Source organism: Sanguibacter suarezii NBRC 16159 (assembly GCF_001552735.1).
In the GTDB taxonomy this organism is placed as follows: domain Bacteria; phylum Actinomycetota; class Actinomycetes; order Actinomycetales; family Cellulomonadaceae; genus Sanguibacter; species Sanguibacter suarezii.
In genome coordinates this window covers 91,266-114,551 of the sequence record NZ_BCRT01000001.1, presented here as the reverse complement: position 1 = coordinate 114,551, position 23,286 = coordinate 91,266, and the positions used below count along the sequence as shown (strand labels likewise).

The 23,286-nt window shown below is 68.0% G+C and carries 24 protein-coding genes and 1 pseudogene; 16 read left to right on the top strand and 9 right to left on the bottom strand.

Going from position 1 to position 23,286, the window contains the following annotated elements; all coding sequences use genetic code 11:
• Positions 1–76: 76 nt before the first annotated feature.
• A complete protein-coding gene (locus tag SS2_RS17545) occupies positions 77–256 on the bottom strand; it encodes a DsrE family protein (protein ID WP_169796230.1) in 180 nt (59 codons plus the stop codon).
• A gap of 36 nt (positions 257–292) precedes the next feature.
• Here SS2_RS17545 and SS2_RS18080 point away from each other — a divergent pair, with 36 nt between their 5' ends.
• The 5 genes from SS2_RS18080 to istB all read left to right on the top strand — a co-directional run bounded on the left by SS2_RS18080 (position 293) and on the right by istB (position 5,775).
• Entirely contained in the window at positions 293–424 is a 132-nt protein-coding gene (locus tag SS2_RS18080; RefSeq protein WP_281178649.1) for a hypothetical protein, read from the top strand.
• A 726-nt stretch (positions 425–1,150) separates the two neighbouring features.
• Complete coding sequence (locus SS2_RS16880; RefSeq protein ID WP_083941417.1) at positions 1,151–2,275, top strand: DUF262 domain-containing protein; 1,125 nt, start codon at positions 1,151–1,153, stop codon at positions 2,273–2,275.
• Between the two features lie 1,063 nt (positions 2,276–3,338).
• Positions 3,339–3,728, top strand: coding sequence for a leucine zipper domain-containing protein (locus tag SS2_RS18210; RefSeq protein ID WP_083941414.1), 390 nt, complete (start codon positions 3,339–3,341; stop codon positions 3,726–3,728).
• A 23-nt stretch (positions 3,729–3,751) separates the two neighbouring features.
• Positions 3,752–5,008: an IS21 family transposase gene (gene istA, locus SS2_RS00500; RefSeq protein ID WP_157607137.1), complete on the top strand. Its 1,257-nt coding sequence runs from the start codon at positions 3,752–3,754 to the stop codon at positions 5,006–5,008.
• On the top strand, positions 5,005–5,775 hold the full coding sequence (gene istB / locus SS2_RS00495) for an IS21-like element helper ATPase IstB (protein ID WP_066460282.1): 771 nt from the start codon (positions 5,005–5,007) through the stop codon (positions 5,773–5,775). Before istA ends, istB begins: the two co-directional genes overlap by 4 nt.
• 270 nt (positions 5,776–6,045) lie before the next feature.
• Here istB and SS2_RS17250 read toward each other — a convergent pair whose 3' ends face one another.
• From SS2_RS17250 to SS2_RS00480, 5 genes and pseudogenes are all read right to left on the bottom strand, one after another.
• The gene (locus SS2_RS17250; protein WP_157607136.1) at positions 6,046–6,534 is read right to left on the bottom strand and encodes an ASCH domain-containing protein; all 489 of its coding nucleotides are present in this window, start codon (positions 6,532–6,534) and stop codon (positions 6,046–6,048) included.
• The gene (locus tag SS2_RS16870) at positions 6,531–8,138 is read right to left on the bottom strand and encodes a PIN domain-containing protein (protein ID WP_245643243.1); all 1,608 of its coding nucleotides are present in this window, start codon (positions 8,136–8,138) and stop codon (positions 6,531–6,533) included. Before SS2_RS16870 ends, SS2_RS17250 begins: the two co-directional genes overlap by 4 nt.
• Positions 8,139–8,222: 84 nt before the next feature.
• Positions 8,223–8,612 (bottom strand): annotated as a pseudogene (locus tag SS2_RS18205) (GNAT family N-acetyltransferase); the annotation flags it as partial.
• Between the two features lie 341 nt (positions 8,613–8,953).
• A complete protein-coding gene (locus SS2_RS00485) occupies positions 8,954–9,493 on the bottom strand; it encodes a GNAT family N-acetyltransferase (protein ID WP_066460279.1) in 540 nt (179 codons plus the stop codon).
• Between the two features lie 80 nt (positions 9,494–9,573).
• Positions 9,574–10,134, bottom strand: a complete 561-nt coding sequence (locus tag SS2_RS00480; RefSeq protein ID WP_066460277.1) for a GNAT family N-acetyltransferase — start codon at positions 10,132–10,134, stop codon at positions 9,574–9,576.
• A gap of 51 nt (positions 10,135–10,185) precedes the next feature.
• Here SS2_RS00480 and SS2_RS00475 point away from each other — a divergent pair, with 51 nt between their 5' ends.
• Positions 10,186–11,334: an FAD-dependent oxidoreductase gene (locus SS2_RS00475; protein ID WP_281178648.1), complete on the top strand. Its 1,149-nt coding sequence runs from the start codon at positions 10,186–10,188 to the stop codon at positions 11,332–11,334.
• A gap of 37 nt (positions 11,335–11,371) precedes the next feature.
• Here SS2_RS00475 and SS2_RS00470 read toward each other — a convergent pair whose 3' ends face one another.
• The 3 genes from SS2_RS00470 to SS2_RS00460 all read right to left on the bottom strand — a co-directional run bounded on the left by SS2_RS00470 (position 11,372) and on the right by SS2_RS00460 (position 13,937).
• Positions 11,372–12,190, bottom strand: coding sequence for an alpha/beta hydrolase (locus SS2_RS00470; protein ID WP_066460275.1), 819 nt, complete (start codon positions 12,188–12,190; stop codon positions 11,372–11,374).
• 105 nt (positions 12,191–12,295) lie between these two features.
• Positions 12,296–13,030: a YqjF family protein gene (locus tag SS2_RS00465; RefSeq protein WP_066460273.1), complete on the bottom strand. Its 735-nt coding sequence runs from the start codon at positions 13,028–13,030 to the stop codon at positions 12,296–12,298.
• Positions 13,031–13,076: 46 nt separating this feature from the next.
• Positions 13,077–13,937: a hypothetical protein gene (locus SS2_RS00460; RefSeq protein WP_157607135.1), complete on the bottom strand. Its 861-nt coding sequence runs from the start codon at positions 13,935–13,937 to the stop codon at positions 13,077–13,079.
• Between the two features lie 248 nt (positions 13,938–14,185).
• On the opposite strand from SS2_RS00460, the gene urtA reads away from it, so the two are divergent.
• The 10 genes from urtA (at position 14,186) to ureG (ending at position 23,281) form a co-directional block, all read left to right on the top strand.
• Complete coding sequence (gene urtA, locus SS2_RS00455; protein WP_066460267.1) at positions 14,186–15,439, top strand: urea ABC transporter substrate-binding protein; 1,254 nt, start codon at positions 14,186–14,188, stop codon at positions 15,437–15,439.
• Positions 15,440–15,551: 112 nt separating this feature from the next.
• Positions 15,552–16,436, top strand: a complete 885-nt coding sequence (gene urtB / locus SS2_RS00450; protein WP_066460265.1) for an urea ABC transporter permease subunit UrtB — start codon at positions 15,552–15,554, stop codon at positions 16,434–16,436.
• Positions 16,433–17,647 carry an urea ABC transporter permease subunit UrtC gene (gene urtC, locus SS2_RS00445; protein ID WP_083941409.1) on the top strand — a complete coding sequence of 405 codons (1,215 nt, stop codon included), beginning with the start codon at positions 16,433–16,435 and terminating at the stop codon, positions 17,645–17,647. Before urtB ends, urtC begins: the two co-directional genes overlap by 4 nt.
• On the top strand, positions 17,640–18,599 hold the full coding sequence (gene urtD, locus SS2_RS00440) for an urea ABC transporter ATP-binding protein UrtD (protein ID WP_083941407.1): 960 nt from the start codon (positions 17,640–17,642) through the stop codon (positions 18,597–18,599). Before urtC ends, urtD begins: the two co-directional genes overlap by 8 nt.
• Before the next feature lies 1 nt (position 18,600).
• Complete coding sequence (gene urtE / locus SS2_RS00435; protein ID WP_066460263.1) at positions 18,601–19,293, top strand: urea ABC transporter ATP-binding subunit UrtE; 693 nt, start codon at positions 18,601–18,603, stop codon at positions 19,291–19,293.
• Positions 19,293–19,595: an urease subunit gamma gene (locus SS2_RS00430; protein WP_066460261.1), complete on the top strand. Its 303-nt coding sequence runs from the start codon at positions 19,293–19,295 to the stop codon at positions 19,593–19,595. Before urtE ends, SS2_RS00430 begins: the two co-directional genes overlap by 1 nt.
• A 10-nt stretch (positions 19,596–19,605) precedes the next feature.
• Positions 19,606–20,034 (top strand): urease subunit beta, encoded by a 429-nt coding sequence (locus SS2_RS00425; protein WP_083941404.1) that lies wholly within the window; start codon positions 19,606–19,608, stop codon positions 20,032–20,034.
• Entirely contained in the window at positions 20,027–21,742 is a 1,716-nt protein-coding gene (locus tag SS2_RS00420) for an urease subunit alpha (RefSeq protein ID WP_066460259.1), read from the top strand. The genes SS2_RS00425 and SS2_RS00420 overlap by 8 nt, the downstream gene beginning before the upstream one ends.
• Positions 21,742–22,500 (top strand): urease accessory protein UreF, encoded by a 759-nt coding sequence (locus SS2_RS00415; RefSeq protein ID WP_217995549.1) that lies wholly within the window; start codon positions 21,742–21,744, stop codon positions 22,498–22,500. Before SS2_RS00420 ends, SS2_RS00415 begins: the two co-directional genes overlap by 1 nt.
• A complete protein-coding gene (gene ureG / locus SS2_RS00410; protein ID WP_066460257.1) occupies positions 22,493–23,281 on the top strand; it encodes an urease accessory protein UreG in 789 nt (262 codons plus the stop codon). Before SS2_RS00415 ends, ureG begins: the two co-directional genes overlap by 8 nt.
• Positions 23,282–23,286 lie beyond the last annotated feature (5 nt).

Below are 23,286 nucleotides of genomic sequence, written 5' to 3'. Positions count from 1 at the left end.
TCTGTCACATGCTTTCGAGAGTAGGGCGGTTCGCGTGGATGTGCCTGGGGTGGCCGTCCCTCCAGGCCTGGCGGCCTCAGATGCGCACGTAGGCCGAGCCAGCCGCCTGCGCCTCGATGAGTGCCACCACGGCGGCCGGGACCGTCTGGATCCCGGGCCGCAGCTCGGCCTCGGTGATGCCACGCCCCTGCATGCCTGTGCGGCACGCCTCGAGCCGAGTGTTCCTGGGCAGCTCGACCGCTTCGGTGCCCGTCACGCCGGCGAGGGCAGGCCCGTTGACGATCACCCGGACGTGAGCGTCAGGGAGCGCCGCGACGGTCCGCGCCGCGGCGTCGAGACCGTGCTGGACGTCAGCTGGATCGTCGCTGACGCGCAGGACGACGTCTTGGACGGTGTGAACGGCTGGCGGTGCGAGCGCGGATAGCTTTGAAAGCTGTCGGCTTCCCGCGCTGGCGGGGGCCGCGACAGGGACGAGCGTTGGATGCCGGAGGGTGAGCGCGGCGACGGTGCTCAAGCGGCACTGTCGGTGTGTGAAGTCGTGGTTAGAAAAGTCGGGCACCACCGGCGGAGTTTTGAGTATTCTCTCGTTAGGGCGACTGCGACCAAACCGGCTTTCGGCTGCATCTGATGCGGACGGCTACGCTAGAAATAGACTCCGTGGTCGAGTACGGGATGCCTTCCACTCAAACTTTATGGCTCGCGCCACCGGCATATCGCATCTGGATGCATCGTCGGGTTAGGTAGATGCCATCGACCACCAAGCGATCCGGCGTGGATGCTCGCCTCCGCGAAATGCCACAATTTCGCATCCGTGAGTTCTTCACAGACTCAAGGTGATTGACGTATGTCGCATTGCGGGAATGAAGGACGGGCGCCCTTTTGGACGAATAGTGCCTAATTTTGATCGGGCGGCATTGGTGATCAGCCGTGTGATCCGCGAAAGTCAACGAGAACGTTGACTGCCAGCTGGAGGCGGCTGCTCGACAGGTAGGGCCGAGCCGCGACCGACCATAGGTGGACAAGTCCTCGGCGAAGAGGCCCTGCTGGCTGCCGTGCTGGCGGATCTGAGGGGTTCGCGGACCTGCGTCTAGAGGTCGAAACTCCGAGTGTCGCTGTCGCTTGTGCTGCAGTCCCTGGGTAGTCTTGGGCCATGTCGAGCAACTACTCCTTAACGAGCTACACGAGTTTCGACCTCTTTGCATGGTATGAGCAAGGAGAACTCGAACTTAGCCCGAAATTTCAACGGCGGCCCGTCTGGAGCATCGCGGCGCGATCATACTTCCTGGACTCCCTCCTCAGCGGATATCCAGTGCCGCCGATACACATACGACTTGTCGGTCAGGAATCTCGAGTCGGAAGGCGTGAGATTATTGATGGTCAGCAACGCCTCAGAACGCTCTTCGACTTTATGGGTGGGCGATTCCGAATTTCTCGTGCGCTCGATTCGAAATGGTCTGGAATGGCGTTCGACGAACTCGATGTCAGGGCGCGCGAGGAGTTGCTCTACTATGGTTTTGTAACGTACCAATATCAAATGCTCGACGACGCCTCCGTGCTCGAGATGTTTGCGCGACTTAATACGTACTCGGTAAGCCTCACTCGCCAAGAGCTCCGGAACGGAAAGTATTTCGGACAGTTCAAGACAGCGGTTTATGATGCGGCCTACAAGCATATTGAGTTTTGGCGTTCTAACCGAATCGTGACCGAAGCGGGTATTGCCCGGATGGCGGAAGCGGAAATTACGGGCGAGTTGTTTGCGCTAATGCTCGATGGGATTCAGGATAAGAAATCGTCACTTGACGAGTTCTATGGGAATCTTGATAGCGAGTGGGGGCGCCTGCGGCAGTCTTGGTCATCAAAGCGAGACCGCGAACGCCCCTTAATCTGGCTGGATCGACAGCAGACGGTGGAACGTTTCGATCGCACATTAAATGAGATTTTTGAGACCGTGGGCGAGCTTCTGCCGAGGTCCGCATTTCGGCGGCCCGCGCTCTTTTATTCCCTATTTGGGGTGGTTTACCACCGCCTCTACGGGCTTCCTGGCTTTGAGAGGCTTGCATCACCTAATAAGAAGATGGGTCCGAATGCGGCTCGACGGCTTTGGGGTGCGATGGAAGAACTTAGCCAACTTCTCGCCGAGAAGCCTCCGATGGAGGTTGTGCCAGCGCGAGATCGTGACTTCCTTATTGCGGCTGCGGGGCAAACTGACAACATAAAGCCACGTAGCATTAGGTTTGAAGAAATATGGAGCCGTGCTGGTCTGTCGGAAGGGTAGATCAGGTGTCAAATCTGCCGCCGCCATTTGTTGACCTTCAGAAGTCTATTGGCGCAAGCATTCGGCTCGTTTCGGCAACCGAGGCGCTTTGGATTTCGGCGCCGCCAGCCAGTCAGCTCCGCCAGCAACTGACTGCTGGCCAACTTGAGGCTCTGTATGAAGCGGCATACCTGCGAATATTTGCGGCATGGGAGTCGTACTTGGAATCGACCACGGTGCGCCTTATGGCCAAGAAAGGAACTGCTAGTTACACCCCCACGTGCCCTCCGGGGACGAATCTCTACCGCACTCTCGATCTAGCGCGTGCTGCGCTCTTCGGGGGCCGGAACTATTTACTGTGGCACAATCCTCAGACGGTTATTAGTCGGTCAGCGGGTGTGCTTTCAGGCTCTCCCGTGGAAATGGTCTTGACCGCAAACGTTCAGGATATATCGGACATGGCAACGGTGCGGCACGCGATAGCGCACAATTCGTCAGATGCGCGCAGGAAATTCCAGGCAGCCTCGCAGTCGCTGGCGGGTATCACCACTGGCAATCCAGGCCATTTCCTGCGGAGCCCGAACGTGGCGGATCCGCTCAATCCCATGAAGTGGCTTCTTGTCTTGAGCCGACGGCTCGAATGCTATGCGCTGCAGATCGCATCGTAGGGCGTGTATCGAGTTTCGTCGAACTGTGGTCCATTCGGTTTTGAAAAGCCGGTCTAGATTTGGGCCCGGTTTCGCGGTCGTCGCGATACGTCTGATAGCCGCGGGATTCCCTCGTAGCACTATGAGCCCGGCGGTTCCCTGGGGAGGAAGAGTCCAGCGCAGGGCGGGGCACTTTGTCCTCGCGTAACGGCGAGGGTGGACGCCGGCGGTTGTGCCTTTGGGGCCCCAGTAGCTGAGCGACTAGGTGCTGAGCCCACAAGTTGGTGACAGGCGGGGCGTGAAATGAGGAGGCCCACGGGGGCTTAGTGGAGTTATCTGGCATCTTCGCGGCCCACGGAGGTGCTCATGTCTCACGGTAGTACGTGACTAAACGTACACGGCAGGTCCGTTCTTGTTGAGCGGGTGATCCATGGCCGCTGGCCGGTGGTCCACGTGGCCAAGTAGCTGGGCATCTCGCGAGAGCGCGCCACCGTTGGGCGCGCCGGTTCCGCAGTGAAGTCCCCGCAGGCTTGCTCGACAGGTCAAGCGGGCCGCATGCGATGCCGGCGAAAACCGTCCTCGCACGCGAGCAGTTCATGTTGGCTGCCCGCCCCGGCCCAGATGCGGTCCGGTCGCCTGCCCGCTGCCATGGACGTCCCAGCACGCACCATCTCCCGCATCCTGACCCAACACGAAGTCACGCCGTTGGCCTCGTGCGACCCCATCACTGGGCGACGTCATCCGCGCCTCCAGGACAACCCTGCGCCGCTACGAACGCTTGTCGACGACGCGTGAATACTGACCCCGTGGCGTCGGATGAATCTTGACCCCTCCGTTAGACCCTTGAAGGGTGATATCAGTGGAGAACTGGGCAGAGATTCGTCGTTTGCATCGCGCGGAGGGCGTGCCGATCAAGGAGATCTCGAGGCGGTTGGGGATCTCGAGGAACACGGTGCGGTCCGCGTTGGCCTCAGACCGGGCGCCCAAGTACGAGCGGGCCGGTCGTGGGTCGCTGGTTGACGGCGTGGAGGTGGAGGTCCGCAAGTTGCTGGTGGACTTTCCGCGGATGCCGGCGACGGTGATCGCGGAGCGGATCGGGTGGGAGCACTCGATCACGATCTTGAAGGACCGGATCCGAGCGATCCGCCCCGAGTACGCAGGCGTCGATCCGGCGGACCGGATCGTCTATGCCCCGGGCGACATTGCTCAGTGCGACCTGTGGTTCCCCGAGCCGAGAATCCCGGCCGGGCACGGGCAGTCGCTGATGTTGCCGGTCTTGGTGATGACGTTGGCGTATTCGCGGTTTCTCTCGGCGGTGATGTTGCCTTCACGCCAGGGCGGGGACCTGCTGGCGGGTATGTGGGCGTTGATCAGCGGGTGGTGGAAGGTGCCGAAGACGTTGGTCTGGGACCGGGAATCCGCGATCGGGGGCAAGGGCGTGGTGACCGCCCCGGCGGCGGCGTTCGCGGGGACGCTGGCGACGAAGTTCCGCCTGGCCCCAGCCCGGGACCCAGAGTTCAAAGGGATGGTCGAACGCAACAACAACTTCTTCGAGACCTCGTTCCTGCCTGGGCGGTCCTTCGACTCACCGGCGGACTTCAACACCCAGCTGGGCCTCTGGTTGCCCCGGGCCAACGCCCGGGTGGTGCGGTCCTTGGGGCGCCGTCCCGAGGAGGTGCTGCCAGCCGACCTGGCTGCGATGACCGCGTTGCCGCCTCTGGCCCCGGCGACCGGGCTGCGCACTCGGGTGCGGTTGGCGCGTGACTACTACGTCCGTCTCGACTCCGTGGACTACTCCGTCGACCCGCGCGTCATCGGCCGTCTCGTGGACGTCCATGCGACCCCGACCAGGGTGGTGATCACGTGCGGGGGCGAGGTCGTCGGCGACCACGAGCGGTGCTGGGCTGACCGGATCACCATCACTGACCCGGGCCACGTGGTGATCGCCAGAACGCTGCGGGCGGCATTCACGGTCGAACGCACCGCCCGAGAACGAGCCCTGCGCCGGCACGGGGACGGTCACCAGGTGAGCCTGCGGGTGCTCAGCGACTACGACGCCCTGTTCGGGATCGACTTCACCACCACCGGCACGGAGACCCAGCGATGACTGCGAACGAGATGACCTCGACGATGGCCTATCTCACCCGGGTCCTGAAGATGCCCACGATCGCCCGGGTCTGGGCCGAGCTGGCCGAGCAGGCCCGGGCCGGTGGGTGGTCCCACGAGGACTACCTGTCCGCGGTCCTGTCCCGTCAGGTCGCCGACCGGGAAGCCAGCGGCACCGCGATGCGCGTCGCCGGGGCGCACTTCCCCCACGTCAAGACCCTGGAGGATTTCAACACCGACCATCAGCCGTCCCTGCGTCGCGATGTCCTGGCACATCTGGCCTCCACGGCGTTCGTGGCGAAGGCCGAGAACGTGATCCTGCTGGGCCCGCCCGGGGTCGGCAAGACCCACCTGGCGATCGGCCTGGGCATCAAGGCCGTCCAGGCCGGCTACCCGGTCCTTTTCGATACCGCCACCAACTGGGTCGCGCGCCTGACCGCCGCCCACAACACCGGCACGCTCGACCGCGAGCTCAAGCGCCTGCGCCGCTACCGGCTGCTGATCATCGACGAGGTCGGCTACATCCCCTTCGACCACGACGCCGCGAACCTGTTCTTCCAACTCGTCGCCAGCCGCTACGAGCAGGGTTCGATCATGGTCACGTCCAACCTGCCTTTCGGGCGCTGGGGCGAGACGTTCTCCGACGACATCGTCGCCGCCGCCATGATCGACCGCCTCGTCCACCACGCCGAGGTCATCACCCTCGCCGGCGACTCCTACCGCACGCGCAGCCGCCGCGAGCTCCTCGCCGCCAACACAGCCAAATAGATCCAAACCGACCCTGGAGGGGTCAACTTTCAAACGACGATAGAGGGTCAGTTTTCAGCCGTCGTTGACAACGCTCCCGACCAGTCGAGCAGCGGCGGTGAGGCGGATCTGTGCGCAGCGGACGCCGCTTTGGCATGACAGTGATTGCAAGGATGTCCAAGTTAGTTCGAGGGGGAGACGCTACTTGAGTCACCCATAAAGGCACGGTGGTTGACGATGCTGTGCCAAGGCGTCTGTGCCATCATCCAGGTGGCGCGTTCGCTCAAATCTCTACATTGCCGCTTCAAGAGCGGTCGACAGTTGGGCAGCTGCAGGGTGCTCCCCGAACAGCGACCTGACGCGCTCTCTGTCGAGGAAATGCCACGTCTGGGGAGGCTGGAACGGGCCTCTGAGACGGAGATCTGCGAGTGACACGGGTTCTTCAAGAGCCTCGACGTCAGTCAGGTGCAACGCGACGGCTATTTTCGATCCTGTGAAGTAGTCGTTGAAATCGCTTCTTCGCACGCCCGATTGGCCCCCGACGCGACCCCAGAGGGTTGCAGGCGGCGCGCTCTCGACATGCGAGACGCGGCACAGGGCAACGACAGCCGCCTGGGGTGTTGTCGAGTAGATGGCCACCGGCTGTCCCGGAAGAATGCCGGGTCGTGAGCGTCGCAGCTCGACGGTCTTTAATCCGCTCATGATGTGAACCACGTGGCGGGGACGGATGGAAAGGAGCATCAGGCGGTCGTGACGGTTCCGCGTCGCGTCAACTGTCACCGACTAGCCTCCCTCATGATCTTTTCGAACAACCTGGCGTCGAGCCGCGACGGGCCCTGGAGTTGCAGACCGGTCTTGAAGTCGGCTGCGAACTCCTTAAGTCTCGCGAGCGTTACAGGCGTTCGGAAGACCTCGGTATTAATTACCCTCAGCACTCTCACTTGGCCAGTATTGCGAGCAGCCGCTTCCACATCAGCCCGCTGGTAGACGCCCAGCCGCCTGAACTGACGGTACGTGGTCTCCCAGGGGCCGTCTAGTACCTCAACCAGTTCACTGCGACCCATGACGACACCTTCCTGCTCGCCACTGACATACCAGAGGATTCTAGCGGGCGCGGTCTCCCCGGACCGCCCTGCTCTGTAGTAGACATGCTCGACGCTAATGCCCAGTTCATCGGGTCGGTCGAAGAGAGAGTCTGGGTAGCCGAAGAGCGGCGAGGAAAAATGGGGACGGATAGGCACCAGCCACGCGTCTACAGGCGCATCTACAATGCAGAGGGGTCGAAGTTGTCTCTCTAGGCTCAAGGCCGCTTGTGCTGAGGGGTTTTCTATGAGCCGGTGTGCCGATTCCCGAAATTGATATGAGGCGTCCGTGCCTAGCTGAGTTTCTAAGAGGGATCGATCTACGACGGCCTGAATCTCAGCAAGTTCGCACACCTCAGGGATGGTTAGCGCAGTGGCAGTGCCTTCGCTGAGCCGGAATCCGTCGCGAAGTACGGCGTCGATGATTATAGGGTCTGCGTGTCGGTCGACTATTCGGACAGCCCGAAGGTCTGATTCGGCCGCGCGAGTCCTCAGCATGTTCGCCAATTGAGCAGCGAGCGTTCCCTGGAGAGGTGTCGTAACCATTCGGGCTAGCGGGACTTCCAGTACTGGACCCGCAGGGTTGGTGCCGAGCAGTGCCACGGGCGCGCCGCTCGGATCGGTCAGGAGGAGTCTGGAGGATTGAGGTCGTCGGGCCGCGAGCTCGCGAAGGCGGCTCTCGAAGTCGGTCAGCCTCTCCCCACTGGCGTTACGGAAGAAGAATCGAAGATGTTGATCGTCGCTAGAACTTGCTTCTTTGAGCGTGTATCCAGTACCTAGGAGTGCTGATGGTCGGTAGGCGAGGGCGCTCTCTGCTTCATCGATGTGCGCGACGAGCTCCTGAGGGGCAACCAGGTTAATGCCCACTGCGGCTTCTGCGTGTTGCTTTAGGCGGCGCAGCACCGGATTGTCCCGCGTTACCAGGGTGGTGACTCCGGCGGCTGCGGTATAAGCGATGTGGTTGAGATCGCTTCGGTCTTGGTTCTTCGCGGGCGCTTTTCCAATCGCGCGGATCAGGGATTGGCGCTGTTTTTCGACCTGGTCAATATGGACTGGTAGTCGAGGATACTGGGTCTCGAGTATATTTTTCAGTCGCGCGCGCTCCTTCAGGTCAGAGACGCGGTTCATTTCGCTATACATCTCGGGTGTAACTAGGACTTCAACCCGATCTCTTATGATATCGAGGAAGATTTTCCGAGTGCTAGCAGCCTCCTTTCCGGGATTCAGCCCATGGAGGTCGATAAATATGTTGGCATCGATTACCACTGGGAACGTTAGGCTCGGCGCTCCGGCCCATGTCATGAGATCTTCGTGACCGTGGTCGCGCCACCAGTACGTGAGCTGGTGGCCTTCGCGACTTCGTCCCCGCCGAATACCCAATGGAATGAATCCGAGTCGTGGCCACATTCCGTCAGCCGGATAGTCAACACGGCAGTGGGCGGAGATGCCTCGTCTCGTCGGGTACTTCGCGGAGAGGTGTTGAATGAGTTGACGCGCGATGCCGAGATTCCTCGCGTCCGGGTGAACTACCAGGTGGGCGAGCACGATCTCATTTCGAGAAGTCCGGTAGGCAGCGTACCCCTGGATCGTGTCGGTGTCCTGATCGAGTGCGACGAGTACATGACCTGCCTGGGCATAGTCACGCCAAGCGTCGAATGTGAGATGGCCTAGATACCTTCGGTTTGCATCCCCCAGATTACGTGCCTCTGTCAACAGTGCATCGTCTGGACCTGGTTCGCGAAAATAGACGGACACGACACTCCCCAGGACGACCATGCACCTCAGACAAGCCGAGTGTAGTCGGGCATGGTCAATCTGCGGAATCCCTGAGCTCGTTTTCCCCAGATGCGCACGCCCGGCGGGGGTATACCGTTGGCTACGTTCGTCGCACCCGCGGTTCCGGCGAAGGGGCGGGAACAAGTTTCGGGAGGTGCTGGCAGCTAAGCTGAGCTAGTGCGTGGACGGGGTAGCAGACCACGCTGGCCAGAAACGTTGGAAGTTCTCTTGAGCGATTACACGATGGCAGATATATGGACCGACCGCCATGCCGAGCTGTCTTCAGAAGTTCATGCACGCCGTGGGATGGCAGACAGCTGTTGTTCGTGGAGATTCTACTTCTAGCCGGTGGTGACCAACGCCTTGCGCATGACCTCCATGCGCAGGTCAGGGACCCGCGGGGTGCCGAAGCGCTCGTCGCCGTAGGACAGCGGCAGGTGCTCCCCGGTGCGCTCGAAGCCGCGTCGCTCGTAGAAGGCGACGAGCTCGTCGCGGATGTCGATGACGGTGAGCTCGAGCTCGCTGACGTCCCACTCCTGGCGGGCCACCCGCTCCGCCTCGACGAGCATCTGCTTGCCCAGGCCGCCGCCTTGCAGACCGGGGCGCACCGCGTACAGGCCGACGTTTGCCGTGCCGGGCCGCACCGAGCAGACGTGCGTGGAGGCCACGATCTCGTCGTCGAGCATCCCGAGCAGGACGTGGCTGTCGGGCCGCTCGATCTCGGGACGGAGCATGTCTGCGTCCAGACGCTGACCGTCGATGAGGTTCGCCTCGGTGGTCCATCCCACCTTGCTCTCTTCTCCGCGGTAGGCCGAGGTCACCAGGGCGACGACGGCGGGGATGTCAGAGACGGTTGCGGTGCGGAAGGAGAGCGATTTCACCAGTGGATCGTACGGGGCGCAGGCCCCCGCAGGTGGGGTCGAGACGGCGTGATCTCGGTCTCCCGGGGCATCGTCGCCGGTCAGGGGAGCTTCTTGCGCAGCACCACCAGGTGCAGGCCGTCGCGCAGCACGACGATGCCGTCGATCCCGGGCGGCGGGAAGGGCTGGGACTCACCAGTCGGTTCGAAACCGCGACGTCCGTAGTAGGCGAGCAGCTCGGTGCGGACGTTGAGGACCGTCATCTCCAAGGTCGCCAGCTGCCAGTCTTCGCGGGCCACCCGCTCGGCCTCGCCGAGGATCTGGCGTCCGACGCCGCTGCCCTGCTCGCTCGGGCGGACAGCGAAGAGCCCGAAGTACGCGCCGGTCGGGGAGATCTGGGTGACGTGACCGCAGCCCACGAGCGTCCCGTCCCGCTCAGCCAGGACGATCCGGCTGCCGGGGCGTTCGATGTCGGCGAGCAGCATCGCCTCGTCGGCGCGGGGACCGCCCACCAGGTCCGTCTCGGTGGTCCAGCCCTCACGGCTCTCCTCCGAGCGGTAGGCGGACTCCACCAGGGCGACGAGGGCGGGCAGGTCAGCCGTGGTCGCTGGGCGGAAGGTCAGGTCGCGTGGGGTGGCAGGTCGGTAGTCTTCATCGGGCACGGGACGAGAATATCGTGCCGTCGCGGTCGGACCAGCAGAGAGCAGACAGCGGTGAGCGAGGGACAGGTGCAGCGGGTCGACGTGGTCGTCGTCGGCGGTGGGGTGATGGGTTCCGCCGCGGCGTGGGAGCTCGCGCGTCGTGGGCGCGACGTCGTGCTCCTGGAGCGCTTCGGTGCCGGGCACGCCAACGGGGCCTCGCACGGAGCCTCGCGGATCTACCGCACGACCTACGGGCAGCCGGAGTGCCTCGACCTCGCCCAGGAGGCACTGGGGCTGTGGCGCGAGCTCGAGTCGGAGTCCGGCCTGGACATCCTCACCCTCACCGGCGGCGTGAGCCACGGCGCCCCGCGCCGTGACGACATCGCTGCCGCCTTCGAGGCCCGGGGCGTGCCCTACGAGTGGCTGCACCCGGACGCCGCGGCGGAACGGTGGCCCGGGCTGCGCTTCGAGGGCGCCGTCCTGCACGAGCCCAGCACCGCCGGCCGCGTCCACGCCGACCGTGCCGTCGAGGCATTCCAGCTCGTCGCAGGCGACCACGGTGCGCAGGTCCGTCACGACGCACCCGTCCACAGCATCGTCCCCGTGCCCGGCGGCGTCCGGGTGAGCAGCGACGCCGGCGAGTTCCTCGCCGAGCGCGTGGTGCTCGCGGCCGGAGGTTGGGTCAACCGCTTCCTCGGCCTCGAGCTGCCCGTCGTGGTCACCCAGGAGCAGCCCGCGCACTTCCAGCTCCGCGCCGGTGCCCCCGGCGAGGACACCTGGCCGTCGTTCACCCACAGTCCGTCACCGGACCTGCTCGGCCCGGGCCGCACCTGGCCCGCGGAGGCCTACGGCATGGCGACGCCCGGTGAGGGCATCAAGGTGGGGCTGCACGGCGTCGGCGTCGTCACCGATCCTGACCAGCGCACCTTCCTGGCTGAGCCGGAACGCCTCGCCGAGCTCCAGCGGTACGTCGAGCAGTGGGTCCCGGGCGTGGACCCGGACGACCTCGTCCCGGTCTCGTGCACCTACACGACGACGCCGGACGAGGACTTCGTGCTCGACCGCGTGGGTCGGGTCGTGGTCGCGGCGGGCTTCTCCGGGCACGGCTTCAAGTTCGGGCCGGCGATCGGGCGGGTGCTCGCGGACCTCGCGGGCGAAGCGCCGGACGCGCCGGTCGGTGGGGCCGGGCCACGGTTCGCGCTGGGCAGGTTTGCGGGCTGACTGCCTGGTCTGCCCGGAGCTGTCGGCCGCGGTCGGGCTAGAAACCCGACGCCGAGATCCACCGGACGAACGCCGCGAGCCAGTCGTCCGAGGGCGCACCCTGGACGCGCGCGCCGAAGCCGTGCCCGCCGCGGGAGTAGGCGTGCGCCTCGACCGGCGCTCCGGCGTGGCGCCAGGCGTCGTAGAGGCGGATCGCGGAGTCGATGATCGTGTCGCCGAGCCCATCGTCGGTGGCCCACGCGAGGAACATCGGGGGAGCAGGGTCCGGGACCACGATCTCGCCCCACCACGCCGGGTAGACGGGCGCGACGAAGGACGGACGTTCCCCGTCGGCTCCGTCGAGGGTTGTGGCGAGGGTGACGAAGGCCCCGGCTGAGAAGCCGACCATGCCGACCTTGTCCGGGTCGAGGCCCCATGCGGCAGCGTTCTCGCGCACGGTCGCCAGCGCTGCGGCGCCGTCGTCGCGGGCGGGCTTGCGGCGGTCCGCCGAGATCTCCGCGAGGATCGCGTGGTCGGAGAAGATGCGGCTCACCAGCGCCTCGACCGCGCTCTCCTCCACGGGCGTGGGAGCGAGTCGGTACTGAAGCACACAGGCGGCGATCCCCTGCTCGGCAAGGCGCTGCGCCACGTTCATGCCCTCGTTGTCCACGGCGAGGAAGTGCAGCGCGCCGCCGGGGGCGACGACCACGCTGACTCCGGTCCGGGTCGCCGGGTCGGGGAGGAAAGGGGTCAGCGTGGGGATGGTGACGTTGCGCAGCACCCGGTCCTGGCCGGCCGGGTCCCCGTCGTCGGCGGTCGTGATCGTGGCATCGGTGAGGTCGGGGAAGCCCAGGACGATGGGGTCAAGACGCTGCACGGATGCTCCCTCGCGATCGGTATGGTTCGAGCCAGGCTGCGGCACTCCACGTGAGCGCTGCGGTGCGGCTCCGTCGACGATAGCCCCCGTGCGCCATCTCGGGGATCAGGCGAGGTGGGGAGTCCCGAAGACCGCGTTGACCCCGGGGGAGCACAGCACCGAGTCCGGCGGTGAGCCCACGACGCCGGGGAACCCGGCGGCCGCGACGAGGGAGTCGTCGAGGTGGGTCTGGCGCGCTCGGTGCAGCGGCCACGGCTCGTGGGCGTTGGGGACGCAGAGGGTGCGCCCGAGGTGACGGGTGTACAGCCGCCACCGGGCCGTGAGGAAGTCCTCCAGGGGTGAGGGCTGGGCGATCCGCGCGCCGGGCTCCACCACGATGCGCCCGCCCGCGCCGCGCGGGCCCGGTGCGCGGCGGGTGCTGGTGTATGTGAGCTGCGAGGAGGTCCGCCTGACGCGCATCCGCGACCACATGTACCCGATCCCGAGCCCGAGGCGGGCCGCGAGCACCACGCCCAGCCGCGAGGCGTCCAAGGAGCAGAACACCACCCCGCGGCGCCCGCTCGCATCGACGCAGTAGAGCCGCACGTTCGTCTCCGGGAAGGTCCCCAGCCACGGGATGGCCGGCCCGCGCGGGGGCCGGACCTCAGCGATCCGGAAGGGGATGAGCCCGACGTACGTCGCGCCGTCGTGCAGGTCTGGCCGGGTGCCGCGGGGCAGCAGCGGAGCGACCAGGGCAGGGTCCACCGCCCAGTGCAGAAAGGTCAGGTCCCGCCAGCGCTGGGACATGATCTGTGCCCCGGGGAGCGGGGGAGCGTGGCGCATGATCGGTTCGGAGTCCATCGGCCAACTCTCCCTGCTCGTGGGGCTCGTCTCCAGCGCTACGGCGTCAGGCCTCGGCCTGCGCCCCTCCGGAGACCGAGGACCCGGTGCCCAGCGGCATGCCCGCCCGGCGGTACATCGTGCAGGTCACCAGCCCCGCTGCTGCCAGCACCGCACCACCGCCCACCGTCACCACGATGCCGGCGGTGCTCCCGAGGAAGGCGGGCAGGGGAGCGAGGCCGAGCAGGAGGAAGCCCAACGAGACCAGCCACACGTCGCAGCGCCAGTAGTAGCTGAACATCCACCATCCGCGTGACCTCTGCTCCGCGGGGAGGGGGCCGTGCCGGCGCTCAGCCCGCACGAACCAGAGCTTCTTGACCAAGGAGCCCACCAGCGCGCCGACGAGGGCGGCGGCCAAGCCGCCGTAGACCCCGCTGAGGAAGATCGCGTCGGAGTCGGCCTCCAGGAAGGACATCCCGGGGGTCTGCGCCTGGCCGGTGGACCCGTGGGACAGCACGTACGGCACCGCGACCACCCAGGCGGCCAGCGGCACGAGCACCCAGTCGGCGTGGACCAGGGCGCCCAGGGGCCTGAAGATGGCGACGTTGTTGCCGTAGCCGCGCACGATCACCCCGCGGCGCAGCAGCTCGCCGATGAACGTCAGGCACCCGCCGACGAGGAAGGCGGCGAAGGCCGGCATGACGATGTCCACCACGCTGGGATAGGCGTCCACGAAGGGAAGCTCGAGCCCGCCCACGGTCTCGCCCCGGCGGATGAAGGCGACGGAGTAGACGGCGGCCATCACCGCCCCGGCGGCCACCAGCAGGATGCCGGGCACGAGCAGGAACGGCCACGCCCGGCCGGGGACCACCTCGGTGGCCACGCCGTCGGGCTGAACAGGTGCGCGGAGACGCTGGTGAGGTGGCATGGGCTGAATATAGGGCCGGCGCGCCGACCAGACCCTTCGACGCACGCGGCGGGAGCGCTCCCACACTGACACCAGATCGTGACCATCGGAAATATCCGGGCAACAAAACCCGGACGTCGGCGAAACAGGACATCTCTAGCGTCTACCAACGTGAGCGGCACGCATGGCTCCGGCCCGGATCCCCGGGACCGGCCGCCGCTCACCTCGGCTGATTCACGGTGGCTCCGGCCACGGCGAAAGGACCCCCGATGACCGCATCGCGACGACTGGCGCGTGTACTGCCCGCCTCGGTACTCATCTTGGCCCTCGGCCTCTCCGGCTGCGGGGCGAAGGCGGAGTCAGGCTCGACGACCACCTCCGCAGCGGCCTCCTGCGTGAAGACCGACGGTGACGCCGTGAAGATCGGCTTCCTCAACTCCCTCTCGGGCACCATGGCCATCTCCGAGCAGACGGTCCGCGACTCCCTCGACCTCGCTGCCAAGGAGATCAACGCCGCCGGCGGCGTGCTGGGCAAGCAGCTGGAGATCGTCGCCGAGGACGGTGCCTCCGAGCCCACCGTCTTCGCCGAGAAGGCCGAGAAGCTCATCACGAGCGACTGCGTCGCGGCGGTCTTCGGCGGCTGGACGTCGTCGAGCCGCAAGGCGATGCTGCCCGTCTTCGAGTCGAAGAACTCGCTGCTGTTCTACCCCGTCCAGTACGAGGGCCTGGAGTCGTCCAAGAACATCTTCTACACCGGCGCCACGACCAACCAGCAGATCGTCCCGGGCATGGACTACCTCAAGGAGCAGGGCAAGACGAAGGTCTTCCTCGTCGGCAGCGACTACGTCTTCCCCCAGACCGCGAACAAGATCATCAACGCCTACGCCGAGGCCAACGGCATCGAGATCGTCGGTGAGGAGTACGCCCCGATGGGCCACACGGACTTCTCCACCATCGTCAACAAGCTCAAGGCGTCGGGCGCGGACGCCGTCTTCAACACTCTCAACGGCGACTCCAACGTCGCATTCTTCAAGGAGTACAAGAACGTGGGCCTGGCCCCGGACACCCTCCCGGTCGTCTCGGTGTCCATCGCCGAGGAGGAGGTCGGCGGGATCGGCGTCGACAACGTCGAGGGCCAGCTCACCGCGTGGAACTACTACCAGACCATCGACACCCCGGTGAACGCCACCTTCGTCGAAGCCTTCAAGGCCGAGTACGGCGCGGACCGCGTCACCTCCGACCCGATGGAAGCCGCTTACGCCTCCCTCTACCTGTGGAAGAACATGGTCGAGAAGGCTGAGTCCTTCGACGTCGCCGACATCCAGGGCGCGGCCGACGGCGTCTCCTTCGACGCCCCCGAGGGCACCGTCACCATCAACGGCGACAACCACCACATCGCCAAGACCGCGCTGATCGGCGAGATCGGCCCGGACGGGCTCATCCACACCGTCTGGAGCTCGGGCGAACCCATCGAGCCGGACCCCTTCCTCACCGGCTACGAGTGGGCCGCCGGCCTCTCCTGAGCACCAACCCCTGAGGTGGAGGGAGGGAGCGTCCCGGCGCTCCCTCCCTCTGCCCGACCACCCGGGTCCCGCACCGCCAGCGCTGGCAGCGGCCCACAGACGGAGGCGCCCGATGGAAGTCATCATGTCCCAGCTCTTCGCCGGTCTGAGCCTCGGCTCGGTCCTGCTCCTGGCCGCGCTCGGCCTCGCCCTGACCTTCGGTCAGATGGGCGTCATCAACATGGCCCACGGGGAGTTCATGCTGGCCGGGGCGTACACCGCCTACGTCATGCAGGGGATCTTCGCCGACGCCGGCGTCTCCCTCATGCTCTCCCTGGTCGTCGGGTTCCTCGTGGGTGGCACCCTGGGGCTGCTGCTGGAGATGACCCTCATCCACCGGATGTACGACCGGCCCCTGGACACCCTGCTGGTCACCTGGGGCGTGGCGCTCGTCCTGCAGCAGGCGGCGCGCAACATCTTCGGCGCCCCCAACGTCGACGTCCGCGCGCCGGAGTGGCTCAAGGGCGCAGTCGACATCCTCGGCCTGGCGGTCCCGCGCACCCGGCTGTTCATCATCGCCCTGGCGATCGCCTGCGTCGTCGTCCTCGCGCTGGTCCTCAAGCTCACGCCGCTGGGGCGGCGGATCCGCGCCGTCGTGCAGAACCGCAGCCTCGCCGAGGCGAGCGGTATCTCCACCAAGGCCACCGACCGGCTGACCTTCTTCATCGGCTCCGGGCTGGCCAGCATCGCCGGGGTGGCGCTGACCCTGCTCGGGTCGATCGGCCCCACCCTGGGCACCAACTACATCGTCGACGCCTTCCTCGTCGTCGTGGTCGGCGGGATCGGGCAGATCAAGGGCGCGGTCATCGCGGCCTTCGCCCTGGGGATCCTGCAGGCCACCATCGAGTACTCCACGACCGCGAGCATCGCCAAGGTCCTCGTCTTCGTCGCCATCGTCGCCTTCCTCCAGGCCCGGCCCCAGGGCCTGGTCTCCGTCCGTCAGAGGGGGATCGCATGACCGCCCTCGGTCTGCTCACCCGCCCCGGCCGCGCCCGCACCCTCGCCGGCTTCGCGCTCGCCGCCGTGGTGCTCTTCGCCGTCGCGCCCGTGGTCCTGTCCGACTTCCGCCTCAACCTGCTCGCGAAGTTCCTCTGCCTCGCGATGGTCGCCGTGGGCATCGGCCTGGCCTGGGGGCGGGGCGGGATGCTCACCCTCGGCCAGGGCGTGTTCTTCGGCCTCGGCGCCTACATCATGGCCATGCACCTCAAGCTGGCCGACGCCGGCCCGGGCGGCGTCCCGGACTTCATGACCCTCTACGGCACCGGTGAGGTGCCGGGGTGGTGGGAGCCGCTGCGCTCGGCGCCCGTCGCGCTCGCGGCGATCGTCGTGGTGCCGTGCGCCCTCGCCGCCATCCTCGGCTACGCGGTGTTCACCCGGCGGGTGCGCGGGGCGTACTTCGCCATCTTGTCCCAGGCCCTCGCGGCCGCCTTCGCGATCCTGCTCGTGGGTCAGCAGAAGGTCACCGGCGGCACCAACGGGCTCAACGGCTTCCGCAGCTTCTTCGGCTATGACCTCACCGACCCGGTCAACAAGCGGATGATCTTCTTCGTCGTCGCCGGGGTGCTGCTCGTCATGGTCGCGATCGTGCGTCAGCTCATGGTGTCCCGCTTCGGTGAGCTGCTCGTGGCTGTGCGTGACCAGGAGAACCGCGTGCGGTTCCTCGGATACGACCCGGCTCTCGTCAAGGTGGTCGCCTACGTCGTCGCCGCGGGCATGGCGGCGATCGGCGGGGCGCTGTTCGTCCCGGTCGTGGGGATCATCTCCCCGGCCGACGTCGGTGTGGTGCCCTCGATCGCCTTCCTCGTCGGCGTGGCGATCGGTGGCCGCGCCACCCTGCTCGGCCCGGTCCTGGGCGCCGTTGCGGTGTCGTGGGCGCAGACGTCGCTGTCGGAGTCCTTCCCCTCGGGGTGGATCTACGTCCAGGGTGCGCTGTTCATCGTCGTGGTGGCCTTCCTGCCCGGCGGGCTCGCCTCCCTCGTCGGAAAGCTGCGGCGCACCCCGCCCCAGGCCAGCCCGACGCCGCCGCCCGGCCCGTCCGGGCCGCCGGCCGCACCCCGCGCGGCCGCCGTTACGGGAGCTGCCACCGCCACTGCCACCACCGCCGCCCCCGGTGCCCCGACGGCGCCCGTCCCGACCGTCCGAGCCGCCACCGGAGGCCACGATGACTGACCCGACTCCCGCGACTCCCGCGACTCCCGCGACCACCCCCGCGACCCCGCCGGCCGGCGACGGCATCAACCTCGCCTCGGCGAGCGCGGTGCTCGGCGCGAGCGACGACCGGTTCCGCCACGACTACCTCGAGGTGCGCGGCCTGCACGTGGAGTTCGACGGCTTCGTCGCCGTCGACTCCGTCGACCTCACCGTCGTCCAGGGCGACCTGCGCTTCCTCATCGGCCCCAACGGGGCCGGCAAGACGACCATCGTCGACGCCATCACCGGCCTGGCCAAGGCCAGCGGCTCCGTCCGCTTCGGCGGCACCGAGCTGCTGGGACGCAAGGTGCACCGGGTGGCGCGGGCCGGCGTCGGGCGGACCTTCCAGACGGCGAGCGTCTTCGAGGAGCTCACCGTGCTGCAGAACCTCGACATCGCCGCGGGCGCTGCCCGCGGCCCACGCGAGCTGCTGCGCCGCCGGGGGAGCGCGCCGGAGAACGTCGAGGCCGCGATGGAGACCATCGGCCTGACCCACCTGCGTGACGTCCAGGCCGGGATCCTCGCCCACGGGCAGAAGCAGTGGCTGGAGATCGGCATGCTGCTCGTCCAGGATGCGCGCCTGCTGCTGCTCGACGAGCCCGTCGCCGGGATGAGCCACGCCGAGCGCGAGCAGACCGGGCTGCTGCTGCAGCGGATCGGGGACCAGCGCACCGTGGTCGTCGTCGAGCACGACATGGAGTTCCTGCGGGCCTTCGCCTCCTCGGTGACCGTGCTGCACATGGGCTCGGTGCTCTCGGAGGGGACCTACGCCGAGGTGCAGGCGGACCCGCGGGTGCAGGAGGTCTACCTGGGGACGGCGGGGGCCGCGCGTGGCGCGCGGCGGTCGCGACCGGCGTCGGGCACGGCTGCTGCGCCTGCTCTGCCTGCTGCGCCTGGCGTACCCACGACGACGACCACGACGGAGGCCTGACATGCTCGAGATCCGCAACCTCCACGTCGGCTACGGCCGCTCCCTCGTGCTCTACGACGTCTCGCTCACCGTCCCGGACGGGGGAGTGGCGGCGGTGCTGGGCCACAACGGTGCGGGGAAGTCGACGCTGCTGCGGGCCACCCTCGGGCTGCTGCGCCCGCGCTCGGGGACCATCAGCTTCGACGGGGAAGACATCACGACGCTGCCCACCTTCCAACGGGTGCGCCGCGGGCTCGCCTACGTGCCGCAGGGGCAGCAGTCCTTCGGTGACCTCACCGCCCGGGAGAATCTCCAGCTCGTGGCAGACACCCGCAAGGACGGGGCCGCGCGCCTGGACTCCGCCCTGGACCTCTTCCCGGCGCTGCGCGGGCTGCTCACCCGCCGGGCCGGGCTGCTCTCGGGTGGGCAGCGTCAGCAGCTCGCGATCGCCCGGGCGCTCATCACCGGCCCGCGGCTGCTGCTGCTGGACGAGCCGACCGAGGGCATCCAACCCTCCGTGGTCACCGAGATCGAGGACGCGATCGTCGCGCTCACCGACTCCGGGGAGATGTCGGTCATGCTCGTCGAGCAGCACGTGGGCTTCGCGCTGAGTGCTGCGGACGCCTACCACGTCGTGGAGTCCGGGCGGGTGGTCGACTCCGGCGGCGGTGGCATGGACGCCGAGGATCACGTCCGCGCGGCGATGGCCATCTGATGCACCTGTCACCAGCCGACCAGGAGAAGCTCCTGCTGTCCGTCGCCGGGATGGTCGCCCGCGACCGCAGGGCCCGCGGCGTCAAGCTCAACTACCCCGAGACGGTCGCCCTGCTCACCACGTGGGTCATCGAAGAGGCCCGCGCCGGTGGCAGCGTCGCCGACCTCATGGTCGCCGGACGTGAGGTCCTGCGGCGTGAGGACGTCATGGTCGGCGTCGCCGAGATGCTGCCCGACGTCCAGGTCGAGGCGACCTTCCCGGACGGGCGCAAGCTCGTCACCATCCACACCCCCATCGCCTAGGAGCCCCGTCATGGCAGGCATGTCCAGCACCGGCCCGGGGGCGATCCGGCTCGGGTCGCACGCCCCGGTCGTGCTCAACGGCGACCGCACGGCCGCCGAGCGCCTCACCCTCGTCATCGAGAACACCGGCGACCGGCCCGTGCAGATCGGCTCCCACCTGCACCTGCCGGACTCCAACAGCGCCCTCGCCTTCGACCGCGCAGCCGCCCGCGGCTTCCGCCTCGACATCCCCTCGGGCACGTCGCGGCGATTCGAGCCGGGGGCCTCGGCGACCGTCGACGCCGTCGCGCTGCGCGGGCTGCGCCGGGTGCCGGGCATCCAGCGGGACAAGACCGCAGCCGACGTCGACGTGTCACCCGGCAGCGCGGGCAGCACGGGCAGCGGCGCACCAGGCAGCAGCGGCGCACGTCGCAGAGAAGAAGGTCTCCAGCATGGTTGACGTCCCCCGCGCCCAGTACGTGGCGCTCTACGGACCCACGACCGGTGACCAGGTCCGCCTGGGCGACACCGACCTGTGGATCGAGATCGAGGAGGACCGCACGGTCGGCGGCGAGGAGGCGGTCTTCGGCGGGGGCAAGTCCATCCGCGAGTCCATGGCGCAGTCCGCCACGACCCGCGCCGGCGGCGCCCTCGACACGGTGATCACCAACGCGATCGTGCTGGACTGGTGGGGCGTGGTGCGGGCCGACGTCGGCATCCGCGACGGGCGCATCGTCGCCCTGGGCCGCGCCGGGAACCCCGACATCGCCGACGGCGTGCACCCGGCGCTGCACATCGGCCCGAGCACCGACGTGATCAGCGGCGAGGGCAAGATCCTCACCGCCGGTGGCATCGACTCCCACGTCCACCTCATCTCCCCCTCACAGGTCGTCGAGGCCCTGGCGACCGGCCTGACCACGGTGATCGGAGGCGGGACCGGCCCGAGCGAGGGCACCAAGGCCACCACCGTGACCCCGGGCGCGTGGCACCTGCGCTCCATCCACCGCAGCCTGGACCGGCTCCCGGTCAACGTGCTGCTCCTGGGCAAGGGCAACACCGTCAGCGCGGCGGCGCTGCGCGAGCAGGCGATGGCCGGGGCGGGCGGCTACAAGGTCCACGAGGACTGGGGCTCCACGCCCGCCGCGATCGACGCGGCGCTGACCGCCGCGGGGGACTGGGGGCTGCAGGTCGCCCTGCACTCCGACTCCCTCAACGAGGCCGGCTTCGTGGCGTCCACCCTCGCCGCGATCGGCGGCCGGTCCATCCACGCCTTCCACGCCGAGGGCGCCGGCGGCGGCCACGCCCCGGACATCCTCACCGTCGCCAGCCACCCCAACGTCATCCCCGGCTCGACCAACCCGACCCTGCCGCACACCGTCAACACCGTCGCCGAGCACCTCGACATGCTCATGGTGTGCCACCACCTCAACCCCCGCGTCCCCGAGGACCTCGCCTTCGCGGAGTCCCGGATCCGCGCCACGACCATCGCCGCCGAGGATGTCCTCCACGACATGGGTGCCATGTCCATCACCTCCTCGGACGCCCAGGCGATGGGCCGCATCGGTGAGGTGATCACCCGGACCTGGCAGGTCGCCCACGTCATGAAGGCCCGCCGCGGCGCCCTGGAGGCCCCCGGTCCCGGCGTGCTGCCCGCAGACAACCTGCGCGCCCGCCGGTATGTCGCCAAGTACACGATCAACCCCGCGGTGGCGCACGGGATCGACGCCTACATCGGCTCGGTGGAGCCGGGGAAGATCGCCGACCTCGTGCTGTGGGAACCGAAGTTCTTCGGGGTGCGTCCCTCCGTCGTCATGAAGGGCGGCGCGCTGGTGTGGGGAGCGCTCGGCGACCCGAACGCCTCCATCCCCTCACCCCAGCCGGTGCTCATGCGCCCGGCCCTGGCGGACGCGACCGGCGCGGACGTGTCCTTCACCTTCGTCTCCCCGGCCGCGCTCGACGACGGGCTCATCGACCGCCTCGAGCTCACCCGGACGCTGCTGCCGCTGGGCGACACCCGCGGGGTGGGCAAGGCGCAGATGCGCAACAACGACGCCCTCCCCGCGATCGACATCGACCCCGAGACCTTCGCCATCACCATCGACGGCGACCTCGTCGAGCCGGCCCCCGCCGCGAGCCTGCCGCTCGCCCAGCTCTACTCGATGTTCTGATGCACCAGGTCACCGGCACCCACCCGGACGTCCTGCTCATGCTGCTGGCCGACGCCCGCCTGCCCACCGGCGGGCACACCCAGTCGGCCGGGCTGGAGCCGGCGTTGCGGGCGGGGATGGCTCCCCGGGACGTGCCCGCCTACATGGCCGCGCGGCTGGCGACCACGGTCCGCGTCGAGGCGGGGACCGCGGTCGTGGCGCGCCACGTCGCGCTCGGGCCGGCCCGCGCGGCCGACGGCGCACCCACCCTCGCCGACGTGCGCGCCGCCTGGGCTGCGCGCACCCCGAGCCCGGCGCTGCGCGAGACCTCCGAACGGCTGGGCCGGGGTTACCTGCGGCTGCTGCGCCGGCTGTGGCCGGACCACCCGGCGCTCGCGGTCCTCGAGGAGGACCTGCCCACCCGGGGTCGACGTGGCGCGCTGACCGTCGCCGGGACCGCACGCCCGGCCGCCGGAGTCCCACGGCCCCTCGTGCTCGGCGTCCTCGCCGCGTGCGCCGGGCTCGACGCCGTGCGCCTGGCCCGGTTGGTCGCCTACGACGACGCCCAGACCGTCGCCGCCGCCTCCCTCAAGCTCGAGCCCGTGGACCCGGCCGAGACCACCACCTGGGTGCTGGCCGCCGGCCCCGACATCGACGACGTCGTCGCCGAGGTCTCCCACCTCACTGACCCCGACCACATCCCCGCGCACGGCGCACCGCTCATGGAGCAGTGGGCCGAGCACCACGCCCGCACCACAGAAAGGCTCTTCAGTGCCTGAGAACACCGCACCCGTCGACACCCAGCCCGTCCGCACCCGCTCGCTCCGCCTCGGCGTCGCCGGTCCCGTGGGCACCGGCAAGAGCTCGCTCATCGCGCTCGTCTGCCGCGAGCTCGCCGACGAGCTCTCCCTCGGAGTCATCACCAACGACATCTACACCGACGAGGACGCCCGCTTCCTGCGCTCGGCCGGGGTGCTCGACCCTGAGCGCATCCGCGCCGTGGAGACCGGCGCCTGCCCGCACACCGCCATCCGCGACGACATCACCGCCAACCTCATGGCGGTCGAGGACCTCGAGGAGGACTTCGCCCCGCTCGACGTGGTGCTCGTGGAGTCCGGCGGCGACAACCTCACCGCGACCTTCTCCCCAGCCTTGGTCGACGCCCAGATCTTCGTGCTCGACGTCGCCGGCGGCGGGGACGTGGCCCGCAAGGGCGGCCCCGGCATCGCCCGCGCGGACCTGCTCGTGGTCAACAAGACCGACCTCGCGCCCTACGTCGGCGTGGACGTCGCCCAGATGGTGTCCGACGGCGAGGCGGCTCGGGAGGGCCGGCCCGTCCTCGCGCTGTCCCGGGAAGACCCAGCGTCGCGCGCGCGGCTCAAGGCCTGGGTCTACGAGGTGCTCGCCGCGCACACCGGCGGCCACCACGTGCCCCAGGACCCGGGGCCGATGGCCCCGCACTTCCACGCCGAGGACGAGGATCACGGGCACGACCACGCGCACGATGACCACACGCACGACGGCGAGCACGCGCAGCCCCGCGACCACACCCACGCCTGAGTGCC